Consider the following 26,287-nt stretch of genomic DNA (forward strand, 5'->3'; position numbering starts at 1 on the left):
CCTCATTGTATAAGCTGTAATATAACCCGCAAGATCCAAACCAAGCCTGAATTTTTATCCGATTTGTAACTGAACGCGAATCCTGATTTTTAGTTTTAGAATGCAGAGGTGCTTTCGTTTCTTTTTCTGGAATAGGGAAGTTACCACTTCCAAGGAAGATTCGTTTGTTAATGCGAAATTGGTTTTTACCTCTTACAATTCTTGTTTATCTGAGTTTGTTACTATTTGGCTTAGGAAGTTTTTCTCTTATCGATTGGGATGAGAATATTTACGGTGCAGCGTCGAAATCTATGCTGGAGACGGGAGAATATTTTAAGATCCAAGTAAACGGGCAAACGTTCAGTGAAAAACCTCCATTCTTCTTTTGGCTAACGAATCTATTTTATAAAATTTTTGGACTTTCGGAATTTTCAACAAGACTTCCTTCCGTTTTTAGCGGAATACTTTCCTTTTTAATCTTAGTCCGGTTTGGAACTCTTTTACATTCAAAAAAGTTCGGATATGTTTGGGCATTATTATATTCAGCTTCTCTTTTGCCTCTTTTACTTTCCAGAACTGCCTATATAGATCATCTATTCAATACATTCATTTTAGCTTCTGTCCTTTCTTTGTATATATATGAAACAAAGGAGAAGGGGGATTTTCGTTCAAGAGCGATCTGGATCATCTCGGCAGCATTCTTTGGCGGAGTCGCTGTTTTGACAAAAGGTCCTTTAGGTTTAGCCATTCCACTTTTTATATTTGGTGTAAATAGGCTCTTAGATAGAAACTTTAAGATCAGGGTCTTCGATTTTGTTTTGTTCGGCTTAGTTTCTATAGCTGTATTAAGTTTTTATTATCTCACAAACTATATATTATACGGAAATGAATTCCTGGTCCAATTTTTCGATTTCCAAAAGAAACTACTGACCAAGTCTTTAGAATCGCATACCGGGCCTTGGTTTTATCATTTTATCGTAATGTTTATTGGATTTTTCCCATGGACAGTGCTGCTCTTCCCGGCAGCAAAGAACTGGAGAATGTTTGCTGATCCTAAAATTTCCAGAATTTCCCGGTATTTTGTAGTTTGGTTGGGAGTTGTTCTACTTATCTTTTCGATTGTACAGACCAAATTACCTCATTATTCTTCTTCCATTTATTTTCCTTTATCCTTCTTTTCTGCATCCCTGATCTTAGAAAAACCTGGGATCTTGAGATCGAGTACATTCTCATTTTCCTTTTTGGGAATTGGTTTGGTTGTAGGTGTTATCTTTCTACTTCTACCTCAGATTTCGGAATATTCTAGTTCATCCATGGGGATCGGAAAAGAGCTAATACCATCTTTCAATTTATGGGATTCGTCTGCTGGATTCGTTCTACTATTAGGAATTCTGGCCGGATTTGTTGGCCTACAATTATTCAGAAAAGGAAAGGAAGAAGGAAAAAATCTTTTCCTTGTTTCTTCCTGGGTTTCCATGTTGCTCTTTATTGGAGCTTTATCATCTACGATCACTCCTAAGATCATTTCATTTCTGCAAGATGGAAATCTCCGTCTTTATGATAAAGCGGAGAAGTCGGGAAATCCAATCGTATATTATAAATATCTTTCCTTCTATCCTATGTTCTATAGGGAAAAGAAAATCCATATGATGGGAAGTTATAAATTCAAAGACGAAACATTACTATTGGATTCCAAGGAAAAACTTTCTATTATATGCAATCGAAATAGTATATTTGAGTTAGTGTTAACATATCCAGAGAGAAGTTTCCGGGAAATTTCTGCTGAAAGTGGAATTGTGCTTTTGGACTCTTCTCCCAAGTAACGAATGAATGTCTGCATGAAATGGACAGAGGAATACGGAATCTACGTTCCAAATTTTTAAGTGTAAGATTTAGATTGCGAAAGAGGCCATTATGTGATATATAGGATGGCGGTTCTCCCACTGGCCACTCCCCACCACCCAAGATTCAGGGTGGGGGCGATCCATCCCCCGTTGGAGTTCCTACAGAAATTTAAATCTTCCCGCTCGCAATCGTCTTCTTATTTTCATCATTTCTCGGTAGAACACTAGGAATGATCATCTGTTTTCGAGATGAGGCTTCCATTTCGAAACGGATCAATCTCAATTCAAAATTCGTTCTTTGGATTTTAGATACCGTATGTAAAACGAGTCCGATCGCTATTTGTATCCAAGAAAATAACATCAAGCCTGTTGCGAGCACAGCCAGAGGAACATGATACACATATTTGTATTCAATATAATCTATAACCGGAGGAGTTCCTGCAATTAGGGATAAAATCCCCGAAATCACTGAAAAAAACCCAAAAAAATGCATCGGTTTATAATCTTTAAAGATCCATAATATATTCTTCACTACCTTATATCCATCTCGAATGGTATTCAATTTGGAAAAACTTCCAGCAGGTCTATCTTTATAAGGAATGGAAATTTCTTCGAATCTAAACCTTTTATCCAAAGCATGTAAGGTCATTTCGATTTCAATTTCGAAACCGGATGTTAAGATTGGATAATTTTTTACAAATCTTCGAGAGAATACTCTGTAACCGCTCATCGGATCTTTAAGTTTTGTTCCGAATAAAAAGTTGATCAATGTAAGAACGAGTTTGTTTCCAGTAGAATGAAATCTTCTCTTATTCTCCCTTCCGTAATCTCCTTCACTCAAACGATCTCCCACGAGCATGTCCAAATCTTTTTCCTTTAAAGTTTGTAACATAGAATGAATTTTGGAAGCAGGGTATGTCAGGTCCGCATCGCACATGATATAAATTTCCGCATCAACCTTTGTGAATGCAGTTCTAATAGCATTTGCTTTTCCTTGCCTTCTTTCGAAGATTACTTCCCCCGAGATCGAATGTTCCGCTAAAACGTTCTTAGAAATCTCAGAGGTCCGATCCTTGGAGTTATTATCTACGATAACAAAATATGCATTTGGAATCTCCTTATAAAATTCCAAAATGGTTTTTTCTATTGTAAGTTCTTCATTATATGCGGGAAGGACCAGTACGAGACGAAAAAGTTTCATTCTAAAAGAGAGTTCGTATATGTTTACTTGTAGAAGCATCCAGAATTTGCTTCCTCTCTGTTACAGATCGATGAATCCAAAACAATCCGTATTTGAAATCGTATACAAGTTGTAACATTCTAAATGCAGAATTCTAGTTTTCGCTGGGAGCCTAATTTATGTACTAGCGATAGAATGAAAAGAAGTAGGATAATCTTCTTAGTTTCTATCTTTCTCGGGGTTTTATTACTCGGAAATTTGCTCACCTGGGCGATTTTCAGAAGTGAGACTTTTAGGTCGTCTGTCAATTGGGAGAAATATTCCAATCCATACAAAAGAAATACCAATCTTAAATTTCAAAAGACTGGGATACATTTACATACCAATCGTACTTGGTTCACTCCTGGCAGAAATTCTCCGGAAGAGATCGAAACAGTCTACGCAGCAAATGGTTATAAAATTTTAGGCTTCACCGATTATGAAAGGGTTACCAGTCCAGATTCTCCAAAACTTGCTCAGATCAAAGGATTTGAGTGGGGAACTAATCTTAGAAAAAGACATTTCAGTGTGTTAGGGTTAGAAGACGCAAGTTACGATCTATTTCCTCTTTACGCAGATCCGGAAAACCTACAATGGGTGATCGATAAACTCGAATCTAAAAACGGTTTCGTAGTGATCAATCATCCACTCTTGAATGAATCATTTCCTTTAAAACTTTTAACTCAATTAAAAGAATACGATGCGTTAGAAGTGATGAGCCCTTTTGGTGATATTCCTAAATTTTGGGATAAATTATTAAGTGAAAAACATCCTTCTTTCTGCATGGCTTCCGACGATTTACATTATCTTCCGAGAGAAGAATACTTAAGAGTTAAAACTTCCGGAATTCCAAACTGGAGAGACCTAAGTTCTGAAATTTATAAACAGGAAGGGGAATCTTTAATGAGATACCTTCTTGTAAATACGGATAGCCTGGACGAAAAAGAAATTCTTCGTTCCCTGAAAGAAGGAAATTATCTCTGTGTTCGCAAGATGGAAAGAAGTTTAGCGGAACCTAAACTAGGTCCTTTAGGACTTAATTCGGAAAATGAGATCCATTTTGATTTCGAGGATACTCCTATCAGCGTTGACTTCATTGGACAAAATTCAGAAATCCTTTCTCATACTTCTTATCAAAATAAGGGTTCTTATAGACTGAAACCTACGGATCTATATGTGAGAGTGCAGGTGATCTATCCAACTGCAATCATTCTGAGTAATCCGTTTTTTCAGAAACATTAGAATTTCCTTGACTTTTTCAGAAATTATACAGTCAGATAGAGAAAGGCCATGCGTTTAGTATCTAAAAAGGCAATCGGGTCAATATTAGCGATTGGGTTTCTTCTCCAAATCGCTTGTATATCCGTTTATAGCCTGACTGGAAATTGTCCGGTCAGTATGTCCTATCTCGGAAAACAAAAGGAAACTTCTAAAGTTCCTCCCTGCCATAAATCCGAAAAATCAGAACAAAAGAGTGAATCCTCTTCCAAGGAATGTTGTCCTAAAGAGAATACTATTGCTTCTTTGGATCTTTCTAAACTTTTGAATTGGGAAAAATTAGGATTAAATAAAGTCCTAATCTTTTTGTTTATTTCGGAACTGAATTCTCCGCAGATCGTATTAGAAAACGTCATCCTGGACGATTCTTATATTCCAATCCCGTCTTCTCATTCTTTTAGCTTAAGCACTCTTCAAGTTTTCCTTATTTAATCCATATTTTCTCCCTTTAATCTTTAGGAGGAAATATGAACGCAAGACTTATTGTCTTAATATCAATTTATACATTATTTTCATCCGCTATAAATGCGGAAAAAAAGAGTCTGGAAGAAATATTGGATGTATTAGTAAAAGAACATCCTGAATCCAAATCATTAGCTGGACTTACCCAGGCTCATAAATCCCATTCCGATGCAACCGGTATATTACCGGATCCTAAAATAGGAGTCGCATTCAGGAATTATCCTACTCGAGGAGGTTATTCTACTTCAGACCGAGCTTTGGATACACCTACAATGACTGGGATAGAATTATCCGTATCCCAAGAGTTTCCTTTCCCGGGAAAATTGAGTACCGAAAAAAGAATCTCAAAACTTATGCAAACTGAGTCAAACTTTGCTTATCAAGCAGGAGTGAATCGGATCTTGGGAGATTTTTTTAGTCGATTGAACAAATATAAATATTCTGAAAAGAAGAAGGCAATCAACGAGAGAATATTGACCCTACTTGGTGCCCAAAAGTCCATTAGTGAAAACTCATATTCGTATGGGGAAAACACTTTATCGGGAGTATTAAAGGCTACTGTTGCCAAAACGGAAGCAATTGAAAAAGAAACAGAATATACGACCCAATTGAAAGACCTGAAGTCTCAGCTCGAATACTATCAGATTTCTGATAAAATTACCTTCTCCGATCTATATTCTATAGATTTGGATTCATTTTTAGAAAATAAAAATGACGAATTAGAAGCGCTGATTGTTGCTCAAACTTCGTTGATCGAAGATTCACCAGAATATAAGATCCAAGCAGAAGAAGAAAAACGTTTAAAGGAACAGGCAAAACTTACTAAGTATTCTCTTGCCCCCCAAACAGAAGTTTTTTTCTCCTACATGAAACGTAGATCCCAAACCTTCGCATTGGACCAAGGGCCTTTAAATTACGGGCTTATGGATACAACCGAATATAGAGGAGATCTTTTTAGTTTTGGAATGAATATGAAAGTTCCGGTTTGGTCCGCTCTCAAGTGGAACTCGATCACTGGGGAAACGGAACATCTTGCAGAAGTAGGTAAAGACTCCGTAGAAAAAACAAGAGTGCAAATGCTTTCCGAATTGAACAGAAATCTGGCTTTTATCAAAGGAGTTTCTAACCAAATTCGTTTGGTAGAAAAAAGACTGATCCCGGAACTGGAAAAATCTGCGAGAGCAGGTTCATTTCAATATGCCTCAGGAAAGGTAAACGTTCAGGATACACTTCTTGCTCAAACAGAGATCCTAAACACGAAAATACGTTTAGAAGATCTAAAAGAACGTAAGAACGAATCTATTTTGAATACATTGAAACTTCTAAGTTTTATCTATAAAGATAACAAAACTCCGGAACATGATAAACATAACTAAGGTTAAACAAATGAAGAAACTACATTATCTATTTTTAATTCTCATCCTGACCACAGGAGATCTATTTTCTCATGAAGGAAAGGAAACGTTCGTTCTGAGAGAAGTTGCCAAGATCCATTCTTCAATCTATTCCGAAACTGCAGGGAATATAGATGTACAAAAACTGGTACAATTTTTGAAAGAAGATGCGGATCATAAGAAGGATACTGAAAAATTTAGGAAAGCTTTACCGATTGCAGAAGAATTGGGTAAAACTACGGAACTTTCTAAAAAGAGGGAATTATTCGAACGATTATCTAAAGAATTGGAATCGATTGTTGGCCATCACGATAAATCCGGAGTTTCCGTTTTTTATTGTCCAATGCTTAAAAAGAAATGGCTGGCTTCCGGTAAAGAGATCAAAAATCCATACGATTCTAAAATGAAAAATTGCGGAGAGATCGTCAATGAAGCCAAATGATCTTTCTACTTATTTTTCTGCAGGATTACTCGGAAAACTTTTAGCCGTTTTGATAGTCGCGGCTTTTATAGCAGACTGTTCTTCTAAAAAGGACATCTACTATTGTCCGATGCATCCCCATTACACTTCTGATCGTCCCGGGAACTGTCCGATCTGCAATATGGATTTGGTTAAAAAACAAGATCCTTCCGAACATAAGGACCACACAAATGTAAACAATTCTTTGCAGCTATCGGAATCTAAATCTGCCGAAGAGGATCATTCTTCTCATCAGTCTGAAACTTCTTCCGAAAACAATTCCAAAGAGTTAATTCTTTCTTTCGAAAAACAACAGTCAATTGGTATTAAAACGGAATTAGTGGGCAGAAGGAACCTGGTCAAAAAGATCAGCGCCTATTCTAGCGTTGCATATGATCCAGAATTATATTCCGCATTAAGCGAATATAAAGAAGCGGTTCGTTCTTCTGAATTTCTTTCTCCTGAGATCATTCGAAATCTGCAACTAAGGCTAAGGCAATTAGGTTTAAGTCAGGATCAGATCCGAGTCTGGACTTCCGGCGCAAGAGATCCGTCCGAGCTGATCTTAGGAGGAAAATCGGGTAGAGCACATATTTATTCTCAGATATATGAATCTGATTTTACTACGGCTAAAGTAGGGCTTCCTATTAAATTCAAAACGGATGTATATCCTGAGAAAGAATTCAGCGGAAAGATCAAAAGTATAGATGTGATTTTGGATAAGAATAACCGCACACTTAGGCTTCGTAGCGAAGTTTCAGATCCAGGCCAACTTCTAAAACCTCAAATGTTCGGGGATGCAATGATAGAAGTTTCACTTCCGAAAGTATTGTCTGTTCCAACTTCTGCGATTTTGGATACTGGAAAACAAAAGATCGCTTATGTGCAAACTGCACCCGATAGATTTCAAGCGGTTTCCGTCCAAACGGGTAAGAATATAGAACCTTGGGTAGAAATTTTATCCGGGCTAAAAGAAGAACAAAGAGTTGTGACTGAGTCCACCTTTCTGATCGATTCGGAAGCAAAGATCAGATTCAGCTCCGATTCTCATGCTCATTAAGGAAAACTGAATATGATACAATCCATTATTCGCTTTTCTGCAGAAAACAAGTTTTTGGTTCTTCTGGTCACTTTAGCAATACTTGTCGCATCTTATGTGTCCATGAAAACGATTCCTTTGGATGCAATCCCGGATCTTTCAGATACTCAGGTAATTGTATATTCTCGTTGGGATAGAAGTCCAGATATCATGGAAGACCAGGTAACGTATCCGATCATTACTTCTCTTTTAGGTGCGCCTAAGATCAAGGTAGTTCGTGGGTTTTCAGATTTCGGTTTTTCTTATGTATATGTCATTTTCCAAGATGGAACTGATATCTATTGGGCCCGATCTAGGGTCTTAGAGTATCTTTCTAGGATACAACCTTTACTGCCCGCAGGAGTAAAGACAGAATTGGGTCCGGATGCGAGTGCTGTCGGATGGGTATACCAGTATGCATTGATCGACCAAACAGGGAATAATTCACTCGTAGATCTAAGGACCTACCAGGATTTCCATCTACGTTACCTGTTAAATTCTGTTCCGGGAGTTTCGGAAGTAGCCGGGATCGGTGGGTTTAAAAAACAATACCAAATAACTATTCATCCAAATGCATTAAGATCTTATAATGTGGATTTCGAAACTGTGATCCAGAAGGTTCGAGAAAGTAATCAAGAAACCGGAGGTCGACTATTAGAAATCTCCGGTGCCGAATATATGGTCAGAGGAAGAGGATATCTTTCTTCCTTAACTGATATAGAGAATATCCCACTCTCTACGGATGCAAATGGAACTCCTGTACTTTTGAAAAACGTGGCTTCAGTCCAATTCGGTCCGGATATTCGAAGAGGGATCGCTGATTTAGATGGAGAAGGGGATGTGGTCGCCGGCACCATAGTCATGCGTCATGGGGAAAATGCACTTTCTGTAATCGAAAGGGTGAAAACCAAATTGGAAGAAATTAAAAAGAATCTTCCAAAAGGAGCAGAATTAATCACCACTTACGATAGATCTGAATTGATAGAACATGCGATCAGCAATCTGAAATTCAAATTAATAGAAGAGATGATCATTGTTTCGATCGTGATACTCATCTTTTTATGGCATTTTCCTTCTGCCATTATCCCAATTCTTACGATCCCGATTTCGGTGATCATTGCATTCATTCCAATGAACCTGTTGGATATCAATGCGAATATCATGTCTTTAGCTGGAATGGCTATCTCAATCGGTGTACTCGTGGATGGAGCAATTGTAGAAGTAGAGAATGCTTATAAAAAATTAGAAGAATGGGAAGCAGGGGGGAGGATTGGAGATTACCATGCAGTCCGTCTAGAAGCCCTGCTCGAAGTAGGACCTTCCGTTTTCTTCTCTTTGCTTGTGATCGCTGTGGCCTTCTTTCCTATATTCACACTTGTCGACCAAGAGGGAAGATTATTTCGACCGCTAGCTTATTCTAAAAATATCGCGATGGCGGTTGCCGCATTCTTGGCCATCACTTTAGATCCGGCTGTTAGAATGTTATTCACAAGAATGGAGCCTTTCCAATTCAAGAATGCTCTTTTCTCCAAAATAGCTACTACAATGTTCGTAGGAAAATATTATCCGGAAGAGAAACATCCGGTCAGTAAGATATTATTCAGATTTTATGAACCCGCTTGTCGCTATGTTCTTCATAGACCGAAAACGATTATAGCTTCTGCATTTACCTTAGTAATTCTGACTGTTCCCGTGTATTTCAGTTTAGGTTCTGAGTTCATGCCTCAACTTTATGAAGAATCTTTTCTCTACATGCCAACTACCTTACCCGGTATCTCTGTAGCGGAAGCTGAAAAACTAATGATCGCGATGGATAAAAAACTGAAAAGTTTTCCCGAAGTGAAACGTGTTTTTGGAAAAGCAGGACGTTCGGATACTGCTACGGATCCGGCGCCATTCTCTATGATGGAAACTGTGATACTTCTCAAACCTCAGGATGAATGGAGGAAGGCGGATAGGTTCTATTCAAATTTACCAAGGATCTTCCAATACCCGTTTCTTCCATTTATATCGGAAAGACTAACCAAAGACGAATTAGTGGAGAAGATGAACAAGGAAATGCAATTTCCTGGAGCCACAAACGCCTGGACCATGCCGATTAAAACTCGTATCGATATGCTTAGCACCGGTATGAGGACTCCTATCGGAATTAAGATCTTAGGCTCTTCTTTAGAAGAAATAGAATCTATTGGGATCAAAATAGAAGCACTTCTTAAAACGGACAAAAATGTTCGAAGCGTATTTGCGGAAAGAACAGCCGGCGGTTATTTTTTAGATCTGAATTTAAGAAGGGAAAAATTAGCAAGATATAATATATCAGTGGAGACCGCTCAGCAAATCATTGTGGCAGCCATCGGAGGAGAACCGATCACTCAAACCATAGAAGGTAGAGAACGTTTTTCAGTAAATGTGCGCTATCCTCGTGAGCTACGTGATTCCTTGGAAAAGATCAAAACGATTTTGGTTCCTACAAAAGAATTCGGACATATTCCAATCTCAGAAATTGCAAGTATAGGAGCAAAAACCGGTCCCTCTATGATCCGTGATGAGAATGGATTTTTGGCAGGTTATGTGTATGTGGATCCTTCTACCTCGGATATTGGAGGTTTTGTAGATAAGGCAAAAAAGAAGGTCTCAGAATCGATCCTTCTTCCTCCTGGATATTCGATAGTTTGGAGCGGTCAATATGAGAATATGATACGTGTCCGGGAAAGAATGATGTACATTCTACCTTTGACAATCTTCATCATATTTTTATTATTATACTTCAATACAAAATCGTATATTAAAACTTCGATCGTACTTCTGGCGGTTCCATTCTCACTGATTGGAGCGGTTGGACTTCTTTATATTCTGGACTACCAAATCTCAGTAGCAGTATGGGTTGGAATGATCGCTCTCATGGGATTGGATGCAGAAACGGGAGTGTTTATGCTTTTATATCTGGACCTTTCCTATGAAGACGCAAAGAAAAAAGGAAGATTAAGAACCAAGGAAGAGTTAATAGAAGCGATCATACACGGTGCTGTGCATAGGATACGACCTAAGATCATGACTGTTCTTGCTGCAATGATGGGACTTCTACCAATCATGTGGTCTGCAAGCACAGGTTCGGATGTGATGAAAAGGATCGCCGCTCCTATGGTAGGGGGACTAGTAACCAGTTTTATCCTGGAACTTCTAGTATATCCTCCAATATACATGCTTTGGAAAGAGGGAAAGCTGGGAGATATTTTACCTGTCCTTCCTTTAACCAAGAAAAGAAGAGCGAAATCAATTTAAAATTTGAGGGAACAAATAATGAACAATACTACAAAAAAACTGATCATTGGAGCTGCACTCTCCGGACTATTTTTATCCGGAGAAGTATATTCGGAAAAACAGGACACCGGTTCAGATAACACAAAAGGAGAATGTCATGGGGTCAATTCCTGCAAGGGAAAAAGTGACTGTCATACAAACGGAAACTCTTGCTCTGGACAAAACTCTTGCAAAGGGAAGGGCTGGATCTCCTTAACGAAAAAAGAATGCGATGCAAAAAAAGGAACTTTCAAAAAGTCTTAAATTTTACGACATATATCAATTCGCATTTCACTTAATGTTAATATAAATTCTATCAATTTAATATTGACGATCAAACAAGAAACCCGTAAAATTAGCGGGCATATATTTAGGAGTTTTTATGAAAAAAACCTTAGCAACCATTCTGTTTTCCCTGATCTTGGCAGGTAATATTTCTGCATTTACCGATCTGGACAATCTTCTCATCGCGGAAGCAACCACTCCGGATCTAAAAAAGATCGCAAAAGATTATTTTAACAAAAAAGCTAAAGACCATAAGGAATTGGCAGAAAAGTATAAATCTTTAGCTGGTCAATCCCACGGTGGGAAAGCTACCGCTGATGCAGCAGAGAAGGATAAATATAAAAAACTAGCCGATCATTGTGACAAAGAAGCAGCAGCTTACAAAGCACAAGCGGATAAATTCTAAATTAACGAATTTACACTCTTGTAATAAAAAACCCGTCCTTCTCGGACGGGTCTCTTCGAATTTTCAGAAAATCTATTCTAAATTATCCGAATCTTTCACTCAGAAGTTTTACCACTTGTTCAGGTCTCATGTTTGCTTGCGCAAGCATTGCAACCCCACTTTTGGTTAAAATCTGATTCTTGGTATAGTCCACGATATGTTCCGCCATATCCGCGTCCCTTACTCGGCTTTCAGCGGAAACCATATTGATATAGTTTGACTGCAGGCCTTCTGCTGTAATTTCCAAACGGTTATAATAAGCTCCTAAATCGGATCTTTGTTTATTCACCTTTTGGATCGCGTTATCCAGAATACCGATCATCGCATTGGAAGAAGCGGGAGTAGACAAAGTCTGCTTTTTACCGTTTGTCTCCAATTGAAGAGCACCTGCATTCATAGCATCCACGAAAATTTCCAGCTTCTCGTTTTGATTCGGTCCAACATGCAACTGGATCGGATTTTTAGAATCCTTAGAGTAGGCTCCACTCAATGGGCGAATTTTATTGAACTCGGCAGATTTACCCAGCCTGTCCACTTCTTCGATGAGTTGGTCTACTTCCAGTTGAACGAGTTTACGATCATCATCCGAGTAAATCCCGTTGGAAGTTTGGATGGATAATTCTCTCAATCTTTGGAGAATATTATTCACTTGTTCCAGATTACCTTCGGTAACCTGAATGAATGAAACTCCATCCATTACGTTTCTTTCTGCCTGGGCAAGACCACGAATTTGGGTGCGCATCCTTTCGGAAACTGCAAATCCCAATGCATCATCACCGGCACGATTGATCCTCATACCGGTTGATAATTTTTCTGTGGTTTTGTCCAGGTCGTGATTAACTGTCTTCAGTACATTATTTGCACGAAGAGCGCTGATGTTGTGATTGATAATCATCAACAACCTCCCTGTAGCTAGAGTTTGGATCCGTCCAAACCATGAGCCGGGCTTTTAGGAGGAGAGAGCCTCCCGGGCAACCCGGATATCCACTGCGAATTTCACTCCCTTATTTTTGTGGGGAGATTTTTTTTACGATTTTTCCTAAAGACTAAAGTCGCAATCGACGATAATCCAAAAGAGGAAAAATCTGCTCTCATTCTACCATTCACTTTAGCTATTTCGCAACTTTTTTTCCGTTAAAACTGCTTTTCTTGCGGGAATTTTCAGAAGTTTTTCGGATTCTGTCCCCTAAATTCAGGCCAAATCATGAAAATTTATACCAAAAAGGGAGACTCTGGAACCACATCCTTAGCTTCCGGAACCAGGGTCTCTAAATCGGATCCCAGGGTAGAATTATACGGAACCGCAGACGAATTGAACTCTGCTATAGGAGTCGCAATTTCTTTCCTAACAAAAGATTCCAAATTAAAAGATTCATTGGAGAGGATCCAAAATTTACTATTTGAATTGGGATCAGAACTTGCGGGATATAAGAAGAAGGATGATTCTTCCTGTATCCTAGAAGAGGATATTTCCGAATTAGAGAAGGAGATAGATCTTTGGCAAGATTCGCTTCTTCCTTTGAAAAATTTTATCCTTCCTGGCGGATCGTCTGCCTCTTCTTTTTTGCATGTTTCCAGGACCTTGGCTAGACGATTAGAAAGAGACCTAGTACATTATAAAGAAGAAGGTCACGAGGTCTTTGCAGAAAATCTTAGATTCCTGAACAGACTTTCTGATCATCTATTCGTAGCCGCACGATATGCAAATTTTGAATCTAAAATCCCGGAACCAGAATGGAAATCCAGAGCCAAAGGCAAATAACTCATCCCAAAGGTTTATATGTTCTCTTCTTCGTGGAAATGTGGGAGAGATTTTCTTTTTACGGAATGAGAGCACTTCTCGTTCTATTTTTGACCAAAGAACTTTTAATGCAAGACGCCCAAGCGGGTAGAATATACGGATTTTATAATGGATTCGTATATCTTACCCCGATTTTAGGAGGTTTACTTGCGGACCGATTTTTAGGATATAAACGTTCCATCTTCCTGGGCGGAGTCCTCATGATGTTCGGTCATCTTTCCTTGGCATTCAATGGCCTTTGGACTTTTTATCTGGGTTTAGGACTTTTAATCGCAGGAAACGGTTTTTTCAAACCTTGTATCTCCACTGTTGTAGGAAGAATTTACGAATTAGAAGGTAAGCCTGAACTGAAAGATTCTGGATTTACTATATTCTATTTTGGGATCAACCTAGGAGCTATCTTAGGAACCTGGGCCTGTGCAAATCTTGCAGAATACAAAGGTTGGCATTATGGATTCGGGATTGCAGCAGTCGGAATGCTCATCGGTCTTATTATTTTTGGGTTTTTAGGAAGAAGAGTGAATCCTGACGCATTCTTGACAAATGGAAATCAAGGGCCATCGGATTCGAAAGAAGAAGATCCTAAACAAAACAGAGAAAGGATTTTTGCGATCCTGGTTTTCTCCGCAGTTACCATAACATTCTGGGCTTCTTACGAACAGATCGGTTCTTCTTTGAGCCTGATCATCGATAGATACGTGGACAGAAATATTCTAGGCTGGGAAATCCCTGCGGCAAATTACCAATCTTTGAATCCACTTTTTGTAGTGAGTTTGGCATTGGTAGTTTCATGGATCTGGAAAAAATTCGAAGAATCAGGAAGGCATATTTCCACAGTGACTAAGTTCTGCTTAGGACTGATAATCTTAGGATTAGGGTATCTTCTTCTTTCCTTGGTAACTTTTGGATCTACTGAAAAGTTTTCCTCTATTTGGATCATTCTTTCCATTTTACTTTTAACAATCGGAGAATTGTTTTTATCTCCGGTTGGTCTATCCTTAGTTACAAAATTGGCTCCAGTAAAAGTCGCCTCTATGATGATGGGATTTTGGTTTTTAGCAAACTTCTTCGCTCATGTGCTTGCTGGAGAACTGACTAGGTTCATGGGAGGAAGAGAATCTTTGTCGGGATTTTTCTTGATCTTCTTCTTTCTTCCTATAATCACCGCGATCGGTCTATTTTCGTTCCGTAAAAAATTAGAATCTTGGATGCATGGCGTAAAATGAAAGCTCGGATCTTAGTAGTTTCACTTCTTTTTTTATTCTCCGTTTCAATATTTGCAGATCCTTTTGAGGATTTGCTTAAAAGCGATTGGGACAAATCTCAAACACTTCTGATCAAAAACTCTGTTTTCCAAAAATTAGGACAAAGAGCTGGAAGTAAGGAAGTCCTAAAGATCACTAAAAATGTAATCCCTTGGGCAATCTTAGAAGGTGTGACCCCGGAAAAAACGGCAGAACTCATTGTAAATCTGGATTTCGCAGTCAAAGAGGGACTCACTTTCGAAGAGGCAGAAGACGCAATCCCAGTTGTTTCTAAAAGAGAAATATCGAAAGAAGATTTTAGCTATATAGGTTTGTACTTTAAAGAAACCAAAAAAGCAGGAATTAGAGAAGAAGTCCGAAATCGTTTTGTAGAAGCCGCCATGGAAAAAAAATGGGACGGATTTTCAGTACTCGCAGGTGGAAGAGCGCTCATCGCAGGTAAATTAGTAGATTTCCCTGAAAACCGTTTAGCTTCTAAGATCCTGAATCAATTCCCTGCAAAGGGTAGAAGTATTCCTTTTGCAAAAACGGAAACTACTTTCAAAGCAGTGCTTGATTCAAAGTTGGATGGAGCTTCCACTATTCTCCTTTCTAATTTAAAAAAATTGCATGAAGGAGAGAAGGTCACCTCTTCGCAAAAATTTGCTTCTGCTCGCGCAGTAGAAACTTCTTTAGAAGAAGTTGGCGGGATCGTAATAGGTGACAGACCAAGAATTGAACCGTTGCCTGATCCTCCTTTAGTTCCAAATTTACCTGAACCAGGAGAACCGACAGAACCGGAAAAACCTGCAAAAGAAACTTGGGAAACTTTATCTGCACCAATCCTACAAAAGGTTGCGAAAGAATGGGTAGGAACTCCTTACAAATGGGCGAATGCTGCAAAAACCGGAACTGATTGTTCAGGTTTCACTTTTAGAGTTTTGACGGATGGTCGTATCGGTGTTCCTGAAAGAATGGTTTCTCGTGCTTCCAGTGCTCAAACTAAAATGGGAACCGGAGTTTCTCATAATGAGATGAGATCCGGAGATTTAATCTTTTTTTCTGCTTCTCCCAACCAATCCAAAGTGACTCATGTGGGAATGGTCCTAAATGGAGAAGAATTTGCGCATGCTTCTTCCACCCGCGGAGTGGTGATCGATAAGATCAGAATGAAATGGTGGTTGGATCGTTTCGTTCTTTCGCGCAGAGTATTTAAGAAAGTTGTGAATTAAGGCACGGAGTTTAGGAGAGACACAGCGCTTTCGCACAGAGCCCACGGAGATCACAGAGGCGGGTTTCACGCGAAGCCACGAAGTTTAGAAGAGATTTTTAGGGATTTCAAAACCTATACCTTCTTTTCTTAGCGCCTTGGCGTGCAGAAAACTCCGAGTCCTCTGTGAACTCGGTGCGAAACTATTCTCCGAGGTTCATTTCTTCTACAATGTCTACAAGTAGTTGTGCTTTAAGAATCTGATCTGTACTGGAAAGGATTTCCTGTTTCTTTTTAAAATTGAAATTTAGGATCGAAGAAATAAAATCAACGGGGAAAGGATGAGACCAGAGGTCGTTCATTCGGAGGATCAATTCTTCTTTGGCACCTTCTGAAAGCAAAATTCGTTTAGTGAGATATAAGATCCTATCAAAGATCTCTACAAATATTTTATCTTCTATATATTTGGAATCAGGTTCTAATTTTTCTACAATTCCGATACGGAAGGGTTCCATCGTGTCGTACGATTCTAATTTTGCGATACCTTTGCCTTCGAGTAGAATATTAGATCTTCCATCAGGAAGCGGATCTCTTCGAACGATTGTACCCCAACCAAAAATAGTTTCGATTTCGGGCTGAGGATTTTTTAAATTACCTGGCTCCATTTTAATAGGAGCGATAGCCATTTCTTCGCCGGACTCGGAACAATAATCCAACATCATCCTGTATCTAGGCTCGAAAATATGAAGAGGAAGAAATGTGCCTGGAAATAAGATGACTTCAGGAAGAGGAAAGATCGGAATTGTAGTTCTTGACACCTAGGATTTATCCTAACCTGTTGAAGTGAAAACGCAAATCAAATTGTAAGACCGGTTTAAAATTGTACTACTTAGATAAAAAGCGATATTTGGAAGCGGCTTCTAAATTAAAAACCACTAAAATTGTAGTCATCGGAGATCTCATCTTAGATGAGTATCTGATCGGAGAAGTGAATCGAATTTCTCCGGAGGCACCCGTTCCTGTGGTCTGGGTGAGGAATGAAAAAACAACTTTGGGTGGAGCGGGGAACGTAGTAAAAAATCTTTCCCGTCTAGGAGTTCAATCTTTTGTGCTTGGTAGAGCGGGAAACGATTCTGCTGCTAAAACTCTGGATGATCTTCTTTCCACAGAAAATACAATCTCTTCTAAAAACACAATTATACGTTCTGAAAAAGTTCCTACGATCCTAAAAACAAGGGTCATCGCCGGTCACCAACAAGTTTGTCGTATAGATAGAGAAGAGACATTTCCTCTGACTGACTCGGAAGAAAAACATTTATTAGAAAGTTTTTCTAAGATCATTCAAGAAGCAGATGCGGTTGTTCTTTCCGATTATGATAAAGGAACTTTGACAGCAAGTCTCATCCGCAAATCAATCGATATCGCTGTTCAACATAAAAAGATCGTAACCGTGGATCCACAAGTTTCCCATTTTTTCCAATACGAAAAAGCAACAGTGATGACCCCAAATCATCATGAGGCAGGAAAGGCTCTCGGTAAAAAATTAGAAACAAATGCGGAAGTAGAAGAAGCTGCTAAAAAGATCGCAGAAAATCTAAATTCTCCTTCTATGATGATCACTCGTGGAGAAAAAGGAATGAGCCTTTATATTTCTTCTGAATCCAAAACCTATCATATCCCTACAGTTGCTAAAGAAGTTTTCGATGTGACTGGAGCAGGGGATACTGTGATCTCAGTCTATACTTCTTTCTTGGCAGCAGGTTTAGGAGAATTGGAAGCAGCAATTGTTTCCAATGCGGCAGCAGGAGTAGTCGTAGGTAAGCTTGGTGCAGAAACTGTTTCTTTAGAGGAACTTTTAGAAGCTCTTGAGAAAAGAGGAAGTTTTCAGTGAAATCTTCTTTCTCTTCTTGTATAGAGAAAATTATTCCTTTTCACGAAGCTAAGAATGTATCGGAGAAGGTTCGTTCTAATCAAAAGATCGTTTTTACTAACGGAGTATTCGATCTAGTTCATAAAGGACATCTTACTTACCTTTCCCAAGCAAGAGATTTGGGTGATGTTCTTTGGGTAGGGATCAATTCAGATTCTTCTGTCAAAAGACTAAAAGGTCCGGAACGTCCCGTAAATCCAGAAGAGGATCGAGCACTTCTTCTTTCCTGTCTTTCCTTTATAGATTACATTAGCGTGTTTTCGGAAGATACTCCTTTGGAACTTATCTCCCAAATAGCACCTCATATTCACGTAAAAGGGGGAGATTATGATCTGGAAGCACTTCCTGAGACTCCTCTTGTTCGCAAATTAGGCGGAGAAGTTAGAATTCTACCCTTTGTTCCTGGATTTTCCAGCACGGATCTGATCCGACGTATTCGCCAAAAACCCTAGATTTACTTCCCAATTCTTCGAAATTCCGAGTTGGATTTTCCGAGACTGAAGAAAACTCTGTTCAGCAGGTAGGAGTTCGGTTTGTCCAAAACTAAATTTATTTTCGTGACCGGAGGTGTTTGTTCCTCCCTTGGAAAGGGTGTATCCGCTGCAGCCCTTGGATGCCTTTTGGAAAGTAGGGGATATTCCGTTTCTCTTCAAAAAATGGATCCTTACATCAATATTGATCCTGGAACTATGAGCCCTTACCAACACGGGGAAGTTTATGTGACCGAAGACGGCGCAGAAACTGATTTGGATCTAGGTTATTATGAAAGATTTACCAAATCCAAGTTCACTCGTAAGAACTCTGTTTCTACAGGACAAATTTATAATACTGTAATCCAAAGAGAAAGAAAAGGGGATTATCTGGGAAGAACAGTCCAGGTTGTTCCTCATATCACAAACGAGATCCGAAATAGGATCTATACTCTCGCAAGAGAAAATGCAACTGATTTCGTGATCGTAGAGATCGGTGGAACAGTGGGAGACATCGAGTCCATTCCATTCTTAGAAGCGATTCGTCAGATGCGATATGAGCATGGGCCTACTCAAGTTTTGTTCATTCATGTTACTTTAGTTCCTACCATCACAGTAGCAGGTGAAGCAAAAACAAAACCTACCCAACACTCAGTGAAAGAACTTTTGGCACTCGGGATCCAACCGGATATTTTGATCTGCCGCGTGAACCAACCTATGCCTAAAGAAATGAAAGGCAAAATCTCCTCCTTCTGTAACGTGAAAGAAGAGAATGTGATTTCCGCCTCCGACATTAGCACTTCCATTTACGAAATTCCTAAAATGTATAAGGAAGAAAAATTGGATCAAGTGGTTCTAAAAACATTAGGACTCGAACTTGGAAAATCCAATTTTACGGAATGGGAGAAGATCATAAAAAGTCTTCACTCCGCAAAACAAACCGTACAAATAGCAGTGGTTGGAAAGTATATTTCTCTTCATGATGCATATCGTTCCGTTTACGAAAGTTTATCTCATGGCGGAATTGCAAACGAAGCAAACGTAGAATTTATCAAAGTAGATCCTGAGAAGCTGGATAAAACAAATGTGAAGGATGTTTTAAAATCCGCACATGGTGTTTTAGTTCCAGGTGGATTCGGAGATAGAGGAATAGAAGGTAAGATCGCAGCGATCCAATACGCAAGAACTAAAGGAATTCCATTCTTCGGGATTTGTTTAGGTATGCAATGTGCTGTAATTGAATACGCAAGAAATGTATTGGGTCTAAAAGATGCGAACTCCACTGAGTTCAGACCGGATTCTCCAGATCCGGTAATATCTCTGATTGAAGAGCAGATGGATATTGATCAAATGGGTGGAACGATGCGTTTAGGATCTTATCCTTGTAAGATCAAAAAGAATACGTTAGCATTCAATGAATATAAACAAGAGCTGATCTATGAGAGACATAGACATAGATTCGAGTTTACCAACAAATACAAACAACGATTTGAAGAGAAAGGAATGATCCTTTCAGGCATTTCTCCAGATGAAAACCTGATTGAAATCGTAGAAATTCCGGAACACCCTTGGTTTATAGGAGTTCAGTTCCATCCTGAATTTACCGGAAAACCTACAAAACCGCATCCGTTATTTGCCGGATTCATCCGTGCCGCGGTCAAATTTGCAAGGAAGGCATAATGAGCGATAAAACAGCCCAAGAAAGGGATTTTTTAAGCGGTAAAAAGATAGGAGGAAAGAATCCATTCTTCCTCATCGCCGGTCCTTGCGTGATGGAAAACAGGGACTTACTCGAAAAAGTCTGTGCGGAAATGTTAGAGATCACTACGGAACTTGGGATCCCTTACGTTTTTAAAAGTAGTTTCGACAAAGCAAATCGTTCTTCTGTTACTTCTTATAGAGGTCCGGGACTTACGGAAGGGATCAAACACTTAGAGCATATTAAGAAAAAATTTAATGTTCCAGTGTTAACCGATATCCATGAGACAACTCAAGTGGGGCCTCTTGCGGATGTAATCGATATGTACCAGATCCCTGCTTTCCTCAGTAGACAAACAGACCTGATTGCAGAATCCGCTAAAACAGGAAAATGGGTGAATGTCAAAAAAGGACAATTCTTAGCTCCTTCTGACTGTAGACATATCAAAACGAAAATCCAAGAATCCGGTTCCGAAAAATATATGGTCACCGAAAGGGGGACCACGTTTGGATATGGGAACTTAGTCTTCGACGGAAGAACCGTTCCTATATTACATAGTTATGATATTCCTGTGGTATTCGATGCAACTCACTCCGCACAATTGCCTGGAGCTGCCGGAAATATCACAGGAGGACAAAGAGAATATATCCCTAGTATGACAAGAAGTGCCGTGGCACTTGGGATAGAAGGTATCTTTATGGAAGTGCACCCTGATCCTGCAAAGGCACTTTCGGATGCGACCACACAGTATCCTCTTTCTGAAATTAAATCCTTATTAAAGGAATTGGTCGGTTTAGATCGTTACGTTAAACAGGAAATCCTAAACCGCTAATCGATATATCCTTGTATTCCCGCATACTCACTCTACTCAAAATAGACCCGGAAACCGCTAGGAAATACGGTCCGGGCTTAGGAGTAGGACTCGGAATTTTTTTCCTAGTTCTTTTCTTCTATTCCGGTGGAAAATCGGACGCTAAGTATACCCGCGTAGAAGAAGAAAAAGAAAAAGGCTCCACTGTTTCTTTCAAAAATTTCGCAAAAGACCAGTATGATGGGAACGGAACCATATTATGGAAATTGAAAGCGGAAGAAGCATATCTTTACGCAGACGAAAAAAGATATGTTCTATATGGGATCAATTTCGACCAATATGAGAATGGAAAGTTTAAGTCCAGACTCACAGGTGAAAAGGGAGAGATCAATCAGACCACAAAGCTGATGAAACTGACAGGGAATATTCTTCTTAAAACGGAAGAACATAGGACCCTGAGGGCAAAATCATTGGATTATAATGATGAGACCAAAGAACTCAGTTCTAACGAAGAAGTTGTAATAGATGCAAACGGAACTCATATTAGAGGAGTGGGCTTAAGGGCAGACAAGGATCTGAACAAGTTTACAATTTTAAGACCGAGCGCGATTACACAAGGTGGCTCTAATCCGCTCAACTCTTCTTCCCCTAAAGAAAAATGAAACGTATCATAGTATTATTTTTTTTATTATTTTTGCTTCCCGGGCATTTGGGATCTCACTCTAGGCCTCCGCTTCTATTTTCTGCAGAAACATTAGATCCAAAAAGTTTCCAAGGAATTGGAGAAGCAGATCCGAAACGTAAAGAAAGTTTTCCTACTTTCTGGGGAGCAAATGCACTTACCCAAGAAGACAGAGAAGTTCAGGGACTCAAAGTAACGATCTTCAGTTTAGAAGGCGGAGCCTGGATCCAACATAAAAAAGTAAAATTGGGCGCAAACAGGATCGAGGTTTTCGGAAAAGAAGCATATAAAGCTTTTTTAAAGAACGGAGTACATATAGAAGACCAGGAAAACGGAACTGTGATGAGAGCAGGCGTTGGAGAATATGATAAATACTCCGAAATGGTCTATATCAAAGAAAGGCCTAGGCTTAGTTTCCGGGACAAAACTGGCAAAACTACGGTCATTTCTGCAAAACAGATAGATAGGGAATTAAACACTAAGATCACAAAATTACATGGTGGAGTGATCGTAAATCATCCGGAAGTTACCATCTTTTGTGCAGAAGCGGTTTTTAAAGAATCAGAACATCTGATCACTACTGATCCAGATCCTATCCTAATCTCTAAGAACAGATATTTGAGCGGTAAAAAGTTATCCTTCTACACAAATGAAAGCAGGATTCTTTTAGAAGAAAACACAGTATTATTCCAATCCTCCGAAGAAACTAAAAAGGATCCGGAAGGAAATGAGAAAAAACAAAACATTCTCACCATCCTAAAAGGGGATAAGATAGAAAGTCGCCCAAATGAGGAAAATGATCGAACGGTTCTTATCAGCGGAAATGCAACCGTTCTTAGAAAGGATCTGAAAATTACTTCGGATACTATTGAGTCCGTTGGAAAAGATTCCCATACAATCAAGGCTAGAAAGAATATCAAAGTTCATGATAGAGAGAATAATCTTATTCTTTCGGGTAACGTATTCGATTATTTTAGAAATGAAAACTATCTTCACCTGACAGACGAAGGTAAAATGGAATTTTTAGAAAAAAATTCGGATCAGGTAACGAGCACGATCACGGCTCAAGAATTCGAACGTTTCTTGGATCAAAAAGAAACAGTGATCAGAGGAAATATTTGGATCAAATCCAAGTCCACAGAGGCGCAAGGAGAGTACGCCACATATTTTGAAAACGAGGAATCCGTAATTTTAGAGGGAAATCCTAGGATTAATCGAAGTGGTAAGATCCTAAGAGCGGGAAAAATCGTCTTTTATCCAAGAGAAGGAAGATCAATTCTGACAGAAGGAGTCCATTTAGGAAATTAGGCTTGCATAATGGGACAAAGGATCCGGTGCCAAAACTTAATCAAAATTTATAATAAGCGCAAGGTTGTAGACGGAGTTAGCTTCGATGTTCGCAAAGGAGAAGTAGTAGGTCTACTAGGTCCGAATGGTGCCGGAAAAACTACTTCTTTCTACATGTCCGTTGGTTTCGTAAAACCAGATTCGGGTCATGTATTCATAGACGACCAAGACGTAACAGAAGCTCCCATGCATACTAGAGCAAAACTAGGAGTAGGTTATCTTGCACAAGAAGCTTCCATTTTTAGAAAACTGACTGTAGCAGAAAACCTAGAAGCTATCTTAGAAACTCTAAACATTCCTAGATCAGAAATCATTCGCAGAAGAGACGAATTACTGTTAGAATTACAAATTATGCGAGTCGCTAACCAAAAAGGTTTTACTCTTTCGGGCGGGGAAAGAAGAAGATGCGAAATTGCTAGAGCCTTAGTCACAAATCCGGATTTTATCCTTCTTGACGAGCCTTTCGCAGGGGTTGACCCTATAGCTGTTAAAGATATTCAAACTGTTATAAATAGTTTAAAGAAGAAGGGACTGGGCATCTTAATCACCGACCATAATGTTCGAGAAACATTAAAGATCACGGATAGGGCATATATCATGCATAGCGGTCGGATCTTAATTGCGGGAACTCCTAAAGAACTCGTGAACGATAAAGAAGCAAAGAGAATGTATCTAGGAGAGGACTTCAAGCTGTGAATCTGAACCATCAGTTAGTACAGAAGCAGACACAGAAGCTTGTCATGACGCAGGATTTGCGTCAATCGATAGAGCTTTTGCCTTTGTCTACTCTGGAACTCGCTGATAGGATTAGCGCCGAACTGATCGAAAATCCGATGCTCGAGGAAGAGCCAGGCTCGGAAAGAAGCAAAAGCCCCGAACTATACTCCGTAGATGATCTAAAAAGAAAAGAGAAGAATGATTTTCTAAAAAACTCGGATCAGGGTTGGCAGGATTCTTTCAGTTTAGACAAACCTCAGTATAGAGGCACAGACGCTTCTGACAGAAACCAAAAATATATTGAATCATCGCCTAACGCACAATCCCTTTCAGAACATTTACTTTGGCAACTTAGGATCTCTTCCTTAAAAGGAAAAGAAATGGAGATCGCAGAAATTTTGATCTCTATGCTGGACGATAGAGGATTTATTTCTCAGACCCAAGCAGAACTTGCAACTGAAATAGGGGTTTCCGCCAAAACGATCAAAAAAGTTCTAGAGCAGATCCATCAATTAGACCCCCTTGGAATCGGCGCCGGAAGCATTCAAGAAACATTATATATCCAAGCAAAAATCCTAAAACCGGAAGATAAAAACTTACACGATCTTATCCAAAAATACTTAAAAGACCTGGAAAAGCTGGATTATAAGGGAATTTCCAAGAAGATGGGGCTCCCGGTAGAGGCCATAGAAGCAATGGCAGCCGAAATCAAGAAGCTTGAGCCATTTCCCGCAACATTATACACTCCCCAAAAGCCGGATTATATCGTCCCGGATGTGATCATTCGAGAAATAGAAGGTGAGTTCAGCATACTATTGAACGACGAATGGCTTCCTAAATTAAAAATAAATAAAGAATACAAAGGAATGCTCAAAAAAGGAGCCGGTGCTAAGGATTCTGATAAGGAATATATTTCCACAAAACTAAACTCCGCAGAATGGCTGATCCGATCCGTAAACCAAAGAAGACAAACCTTGTATAGAGTTGTTTCTGCAATCATCGAACTACAAACTGAATTTTTCCGCAAGGGAGTGAGATTTTTAAAACCTCTTACTTTAAAAGATATCGCAGAAAGATTGGACCTTCACGAATCCACAGTTTCTCGAATCACTTCCAATAAGTATGTTCAAACTTCTTGGGGAATTTTAGAATTAAAATGGTTCTTCTCTTCCGGATTAAAATCCAAAAGTTCCGAAGGTGGAATGGAATCCTCTAAAACCATTCATGATATTATACGTAATCTAGTAAAAGAAGAAGATCCCGAAAGTCCACTCTCAGATCAGGACATAGTGGAAAAAATAGAAAGTAAAGGGATAGAGATCGCCAGAAGGACTGTGGCGAAATATCGTAAAATCCTGAAAATTTTACCATCTAACCAAAGAAAAAAAGTAAAATCTCTGGAAGCAAGGTAACTCATGTCCGTTCCTGGAATCAATGTATCTAATATTCTAAAAGACCATCCTGAGTTAGGTTTAAAACTAATCGCAGGAGAGGATGGACTCCAAAATCGGATCCATAGTTCCGAGATCAATAGACCAGGTCTCTCACTCACAGGGTTTTACGAAAGTTTTGCTCATGATCGTATCCAAATTTTTGGAAAAGGAGAATGGGCATATATCACCTCTAAGGAAGGTGAGGACTTAGAAAAACTCGCTGCGGATTTTTTCCATTTTCATTTGAATTGTATTATATTCACTCACGGGAATGTTCCTCCTCCTATCTTCGTAGAATATTGTGATCGTCTGAATATTCCTCTTTTGGGTTCGGATGTTTCTACTCATAAATTTATCACTCTAATTTCTCAAATTTTGGACAGAAGTCTTGCACCTAGAACTATGCGACATGGGGTTCTAATCGAAGTATTCGGGATTGGGATACTTCTGTCCGGTAAAAGTGGTGTGGGTAAAAGTGAAACCGCACTCGAACTCATAGAAAGAGGTCACCGTTTAGTCGCGGACGATATGGTTGAGATCAGAAGACTTTCCGAAAGTTATTTGATCGGGACTTGTTCCGATCTTCTTCGCCACCATATGGAGATCAGAGGATTAGGAATTCTGAATATAAAGGATATATTCGGAATTGGATCGGTGCGAGATCATAAACTCATAGAATTAATCATCCATTTGGAAGAATGGACAGAAGAAAAAGAATTCGATCGAACTGGACTCGAAAACAGAACGGAAGAAGTTCTCGGAGTGAATATTCCTTTGATAAAACTTCCGGTTCGACCTGGACGAAATATTCCAATCATAGTAGAAACTGCTGCAATGAACCAAAGATTAAAAAAACTAGGGAAGAATGCGGCGGCGGAATTCAGCCAAAAATTAAATATCTATCTACAGCAAGGAAAAGTTGAAAGAAATCCACCTCAAAATTAACGAAAACGGCGCAGGGATGCATGCTCGTCCCGCCTCTGTCTTTGTGAATTGCGCGGCAAAATACTCCTGCGAAGTTCTGGTCTCTAAAGACGGAGTAGAAGTGAACGGCAAAAGTATCATGGGACTCATGATGTTAGCCTTAGCACCCGGTGCAGAATTTTCCATAAAAACAGAAGGCGTAGGGGAAGAAGAAGCGGCAGATGCATTGGCCAAACTAGTGGAAGGCGATTTTGCGCTATGAAATGGCTTCCATT

At 39.3% G+C, this 26,287-nt stretch carries 25 protein-coding genes; 22 read left to right on the forward strand and 3 right to left on the reverse strand.

Annotated features, from left to right (window positions below; translation table 11 throughout):
* Positions 1-170 precede the first annotated feature (170 nt).
* The gene (locus EHO65_RS13625) at positions 171-1,802 is read left to right on the forward strand and encodes an ArnT family glycosyltransferase (protein WP_135775135.1); all 1,632 of its coding nucleotides are present in this window, start codon (positions 171-173) and stop codon (positions 1,800-1,802) included.
* Positions 1,803-1,992: 190 nt separating this feature from the next.
* On the opposite strand, the gene EHO65_RS13630 is transcribed toward EHO65_RS13625, so the two are convergent.
* On the reverse strand, positions 1,993-3,024 hold the full coding sequence (locus tag EHO65_RS13630) for a glycosyltransferase family 2 protein (protein WP_244243531.1): 1,032 nt from the start codon (positions 3,022-3,024) through the stop codon (positions 1,993-1,995).
* A 174-nt stretch (positions 3,025-3,198) separates the two neighbouring features.
* Between EHO65_RS13630 and EHO65_RS13635 the strand changes: the two genes are divergently transcribed.
* The 8 genes from EHO65_RS13635 to EHO65_RS13670 all read left to right on the forward strand — a co-directional run bounded on the left by EHO65_RS13635 (position 3,199) and on the right by EHO65_RS13670 (position 11,705).
* Positions 3,199-4,284, forward strand: coding sequence for a PHP domain-containing protein (locus EHO65_RS13635; protein ID WP_135775136.1), 1,086 nt, complete (start codon positions 3,199-3,201; stop codon positions 4,282-4,284).
* Between the two features lie 48 nt (positions 4,285-4,332).
* Entirely contained in the window at positions 4,333-4,752 is a 420-nt protein-coding gene (locus tag EHO65_RS13640) for a hypothetical protein (RefSeq protein ID WP_135775137.1), read from the forward strand.
* A gap of 35 nt (positions 4,753-4,787) precedes the next feature.
* Positions 4,788-6,158 carry a TolC family protein gene (locus EHO65_RS13645; RefSeq protein WP_135775138.1) on the forward strand — a complete coding sequence of 457 codons (1,371 nt, stop codon included), beginning with the start codon at positions 4,788-4,790 and terminating at the stop codon, positions 6,156-6,158.
* A gap of 10 nt (positions 6,159-6,168) precedes the next feature.
* Complete coding sequence (locus tag EHO65_RS13650; RefSeq protein ID WP_135775139.1) at positions 6,169-6,618, forward strand: LIC13259/LIC11441 family protein; 450 nt, start codon at positions 6,169-6,171, stop codon at positions 6,616-6,618.
* Complete coding sequence (locus tag EHO65_RS13655; RefSeq protein WP_135775140.1) at positions 6,605-7,696, forward strand: heavy metal-binding domain-containing protein; 1,092 nt, start codon at positions 6,605-6,607, stop codon at positions 7,694-7,696. Before EHO65_RS13650 ends, EHO65_RS13655 begins: the two co-directional genes overlap by 14 nt.
* A 12-nt stretch (positions 7,697-7,708) precedes the next feature.
* Positions 7,709-10,996: an efflux RND transporter permease subunit gene (locus EHO65_RS13660; protein ID WP_135775141.1), complete on the forward strand. Its 3,288-nt coding sequence runs from the start codon at positions 7,709-7,711 to the stop codon at positions 10,994-10,996.
* 18 nt (positions 10,997-11,014) lie between these two features.
* Positions 11,015-11,278, forward strand: a complete 264-nt coding sequence (bufA2, locus tag EHO65_RS13665) for a BufA2 family periplasmic bufferin-type metallophore (protein ID WP_135775142.1) — start codon at positions 11,015-11,017, stop codon at positions 11,276-11,278.
* A gap of 118 nt (positions 11,279-11,396) precedes the next feature.
* A complete protein-coding gene (locus tag EHO65_RS13670; protein WP_135775143.1) occupies positions 11,397-11,705 on the forward strand; it encodes an LIC_10421 family protein in 309 nt (102 codons plus the stop codon).
* An 82-nt stretch (positions 11,706-11,787) separates the two neighbouring features.
* Here EHO65_RS13670 and EHO65_RS13675 read toward each other — a convergent pair whose 3' ends face one another.
* Positions 11,788-12,639: a flagellin N-terminal helical domain-containing protein gene (locus tag EHO65_RS13675; protein WP_135775144.1), complete on the reverse strand. Its 852-nt coding sequence runs from the start codon at positions 12,637-12,639 to the stop codon at positions 11,788-11,790.
* 309 nt (positions 12,640-12,948) lie between these two features.
* On the opposite strand from EHO65_RS13675, the gene EHO65_RS13680 reads away from it, so the two are divergent.
* Genes EHO65_RS13680 through EHO65_RS13690 form a run of 3 tightly spaced genes read left to right on the forward strand, consistent with a single transcriptional unit; the run spans position 12,949 to position 16,021 of the window.
* Positions 12,949-13,506, forward strand: coding sequence for a cob(I)yrinic acid a,c-diamide adenosyltransferase (locus EHO65_RS13680; RefSeq protein ID WP_135775145.1), 558 nt, complete (start codon positions 12,949-12,951; stop codon positions 13,504-13,506).
* Positions 13,479-14,771 (forward strand): peptide MFS transporter, encoded by a 1,293-nt coding sequence (locus tag EHO65_RS13685; protein ID WP_135775146.1) that lies wholly within the window; start codon positions 13,479-13,481, stop codon positions 14,769-14,771. The genes EHO65_RS13680 and EHO65_RS13685 overlap by 28 nt, the downstream gene beginning before the upstream one ends.
* The gene (locus tag EHO65_RS13690) at positions 14,768-16,021 is read left to right on the forward strand and encodes a C40 family peptidase (protein ID WP_135775147.1); all 1,254 of its coding nucleotides are present in this window, start codon (positions 14,768-14,770) and stop codon (positions 16,019-16,021) included. The genes EHO65_RS13685 and EHO65_RS13690 overlap by 4 nt, the downstream gene beginning before the upstream one ends.
* Before the next feature lie 181 nt (positions 16,022-16,202).
* On the opposite strand, the gene EHO65_RS13695 is transcribed toward EHO65_RS13690, so the two are convergent.
* Positions 16,203-16,817: an LON peptidase substrate-binding domain-containing protein gene (locus tag EHO65_RS13695; protein WP_135775148.1), complete on the reverse strand. Its 615-nt coding sequence runs from the start codon at positions 16,815-16,817 to the stop codon at positions 16,203-16,205.
* Positions 16,818-16,879: 62 nt separating this feature from the next.
* On the opposite strand from EHO65_RS13695, the gene rfaE1 reads away from it, so the two are divergent.
* From rfaE1 to EHO65_RS13745, 10 genes are all read left to right on the forward strand, one after another.
* A complete protein-coding gene (rfaE1, locus tag EHO65_RS13700; protein ID WP_167482033.1) occupies positions 16,880-17,890 on the forward strand; it encodes a D-glycero-beta-D-manno-heptose-7-phosphate kinase in 1,011 nt (336 codons plus the stop codon).
* Positions 17,887-18,381 carry a D-glycero-beta-D-manno-heptose 1-phosphate adenylyltransferase gene (rfaE2, locus tag EHO65_RS13705; protein ID WP_135775149.1) on the forward strand — a complete coding sequence of 165 codons (495 nt, stop codon included), beginning with the start codon at positions 17,887-17,889 and terminating at the stop codon, positions 18,379-18,381. Before rfaE1 ends, rfaE2 begins: the two co-directional genes overlap by 4 nt.
* 81 nt (positions 18,382-18,462) lie before the next feature.
* The gene (locus EHO65_RS13710) at positions 18,463-20,079 is read left to right on the forward strand and encodes a CTP synthase (RefSeq protein ID WP_135775150.1); all 1,617 of its coding nucleotides are present in this window, start codon (positions 18,463-18,465) and stop codon (positions 20,077-20,079) included.
* Positions 20,079-20,930 (forward strand): 3-deoxy-8-phosphooctulonate synthase, encoded by an 852-nt coding sequence (gene kdsA / locus EHO65_RS13715; RefSeq protein WP_135626673.1) that lies wholly within the window; start codon positions 20,079-20,081, stop codon positions 20,928-20,930. The genes EHO65_RS13710 and kdsA overlap by 1 nt, the downstream gene beginning before the upstream one ends.
* Positions 20,931-20,971: 41 nt before the next feature.
* Positions 20,972-21,571 carry an LPS export ABC transporter periplasmic protein LptC gene (gene lptC, locus EHO65_RS13720; protein WP_425269351.1) on the forward strand — a complete coding sequence of 200 codons (600 nt, stop codon included), beginning with the start codon at positions 20,972-20,974 and terminating at the stop codon, positions 21,569-21,571.
* On the forward strand, positions 21,568-22,899 hold the full coding sequence (locus tag EHO65_RS13725) for an LptA/OstA family protein (protein ID WP_135775152.1): 1,332 nt from the start codon (positions 21,568-21,570) through the stop codon (positions 22,897-22,899). The genes lptC and EHO65_RS13725 overlap by 4 nt, the downstream gene beginning before the upstream one ends.
* A 9-nt stretch (positions 22,900-22,908) precedes the next feature.
* Entirely contained in the window at positions 22,909-23,634 is a 726-nt protein-coding gene (gene lptB, locus EHO65_RS13730; RefSeq protein ID WP_100723976.1) for an LPS export ABC transporter ATP-binding protein, read from the forward strand.
* Complete coding sequence (rpoN, locus tag EHO65_RS13735; RefSeq protein WP_135775153.1) at positions 23,631-25,067, forward strand: RNA polymerase factor sigma-54; 1,437 nt, start codon at positions 23,631-23,633, stop codon at positions 25,065-25,067. Before lptB ends, rpoN begins: the two co-directional genes overlap by 4 nt.
* A gap of 3 nt (positions 25,068-25,070) precedes the next feature.
* On the forward strand, positions 25,071-26,033 hold the full coding sequence (gene hprK / locus EHO65_RS13740; RefSeq protein WP_135775154.1) for an HPr(Ser) kinase/phosphatase: 963 nt from the start codon (positions 25,071-25,073) through the stop codon (positions 26,031-26,033).
* Positions 26,008-26,274 (forward strand): HPr family phosphocarrier protein, encoded by a 267-nt coding sequence (locus EHO65_RS13745; RefSeq protein ID WP_208744085.1) that lies wholly within the window; start codon positions 26,008-26,010, stop codon positions 26,272-26,274. Before hprK ends, EHO65_RS13745 begins: the two co-directional genes overlap by 26 nt.
* The last annotated feature ends 13 nt before the right edge of the window (positions 26,275-26,287 follow it).

The organism is Leptospira andrefontaineae, from assembly GCF_004770105.1.
Taxonomy (GTDB): Bacteria; Spirochaetota; Leptospiria; order Leptospirales; family Leptospiraceae; genus Leptospira_B; species Leptospira_B andrefontaineae.

What these genes read in the sequence shown, in the direction of transcription:
- EHO65_RS13685 (WP_135775146.1), top strand. Translation starts at nt 13,479, where the DNA reads ATGGAAATCCAGAGCCAAAGGCAAATAACTCATCCCAAAGGTTTATAT.
- kdsA (WP_135626673.1), top strand. Translation starts at nt 20,079, where the DNA reads ATGAGCGATAAAACAGCCCAAGAAAGGGATTTTTTAAGCGGTAAAAAG.
- EHO65_RS13670 (WP_135775143.1), top strand. Translation starts at nt 11,397, where the DNA reads ATGAAAAAAACCTTAGCAACCATTCTGTTTTCCCTGATCTTGGCAGGT.
- EHO65_RS13625 (WP_135775135.1), top strand. Translation starts at nt 171, where the DNA reads ATGCGAAATTGGTTTTTACCTCTTACAATTCTTGTTTATCTGAGTTTG.
- EHO65_RS13725 (WP_135775152.1), top strand. Translation starts at nt 21,568, where the DNA reads ATGAAACGTATCATAGTATTATTTTTTTTATTATTTTTGCTTCCCGGG.
- EHO65_RS13675 (WP_135775144.1), bottom strand. Translation starts at nt 12,639, where the DNA reads ATGATTATCAATCACAACATCAGCGCTCTTCGTGCAAATAATGTACTG.
- EHO65_RS13635 (WP_135775136.1), top strand. Translation starts at nt 3,199, where the DNA reads ATGAAAAGAAGTAGGATAATCTTCTTAGTTTCTATCTTTCTCGGGGTT.
- lptB (WP_100723976.1), top strand. Translation starts at nt 22,909, where the DNA reads ATGGGACAAAGGATCCGGTGCCAAAACTTAATCAAAATTTATAATAAG.
- EHO65_RS13630 (WP_244243531.1), bottom strand. Translation starts at nt 3,024, where the DNA reads ATGAAACTTTTTCGTCTCGTACTGGTCCTTCCCGCATATAATGAAGAA.
- EHO65_RS13645 (WP_135775138.1), top strand. Translation starts at nt 4,788, where the DNA reads ATGAACGCAAGACTTATTGTCTTAATATCAATTTATACATTATTTTCA.
- bufA2 (WP_135775142.1), top strand. Translation starts at nt 11,015, where the DNA reads ATGAACAATACTACAAAAAAACTGATCATTGGAGCTGCACTCTCCGGA.
- EHO65_RS13650 (WP_135775139.1), top strand. Translation starts at nt 6,169, where the DNA reads ATGAAGAAACTACATTATCTATTTTTAATTCTCATCCTGACCACAGGA.
- EHO65_RS13655 (WP_135775140.1), top strand. Translation starts at nt 6,605, where the DNA reads ATGAAGCCAAATGATCTTTCTACTTATTTTTCTGCAGGATTACTCGGA.
- EHO65_RS13640 (WP_135775137.1), top strand. Translation starts at nt 4,333, where the DNA reads ATGCGTTTAGTATCTAAAAAGGCAATCGGGTCAATATTAGCGATTGGG.
- hprK (WP_135775154.1), top strand. Translation starts at nt 25,071, where the DNA reads ATGTCCGTTCCTGGAATCAATGTATCTAATATTCTAAAAGACCATCCT.
- EHO65_RS13680 (WP_135775145.1), top strand. Translation starts at nt 12,949, where the DNA reads ATGAAAATTTATACCAAAAAGGGAGACTCTGGAACCACATCCTTAGCT.
- EHO65_RS13660 (WP_135775141.1), top strand. Translation starts at nt 7,709, where the DNA reads ATGATACAATCCATTATTCGCTTTTCTGCAGAAAACAAGTTTTTGGTT.
- EHO65_RS13690 (WP_135775147.1), top strand. Translation starts at nt 14,768, where the DNA reads ATGAAAGCTCGGATCTTAGTAGTTTCACTTCTTTTTTTATTCTCCGTT.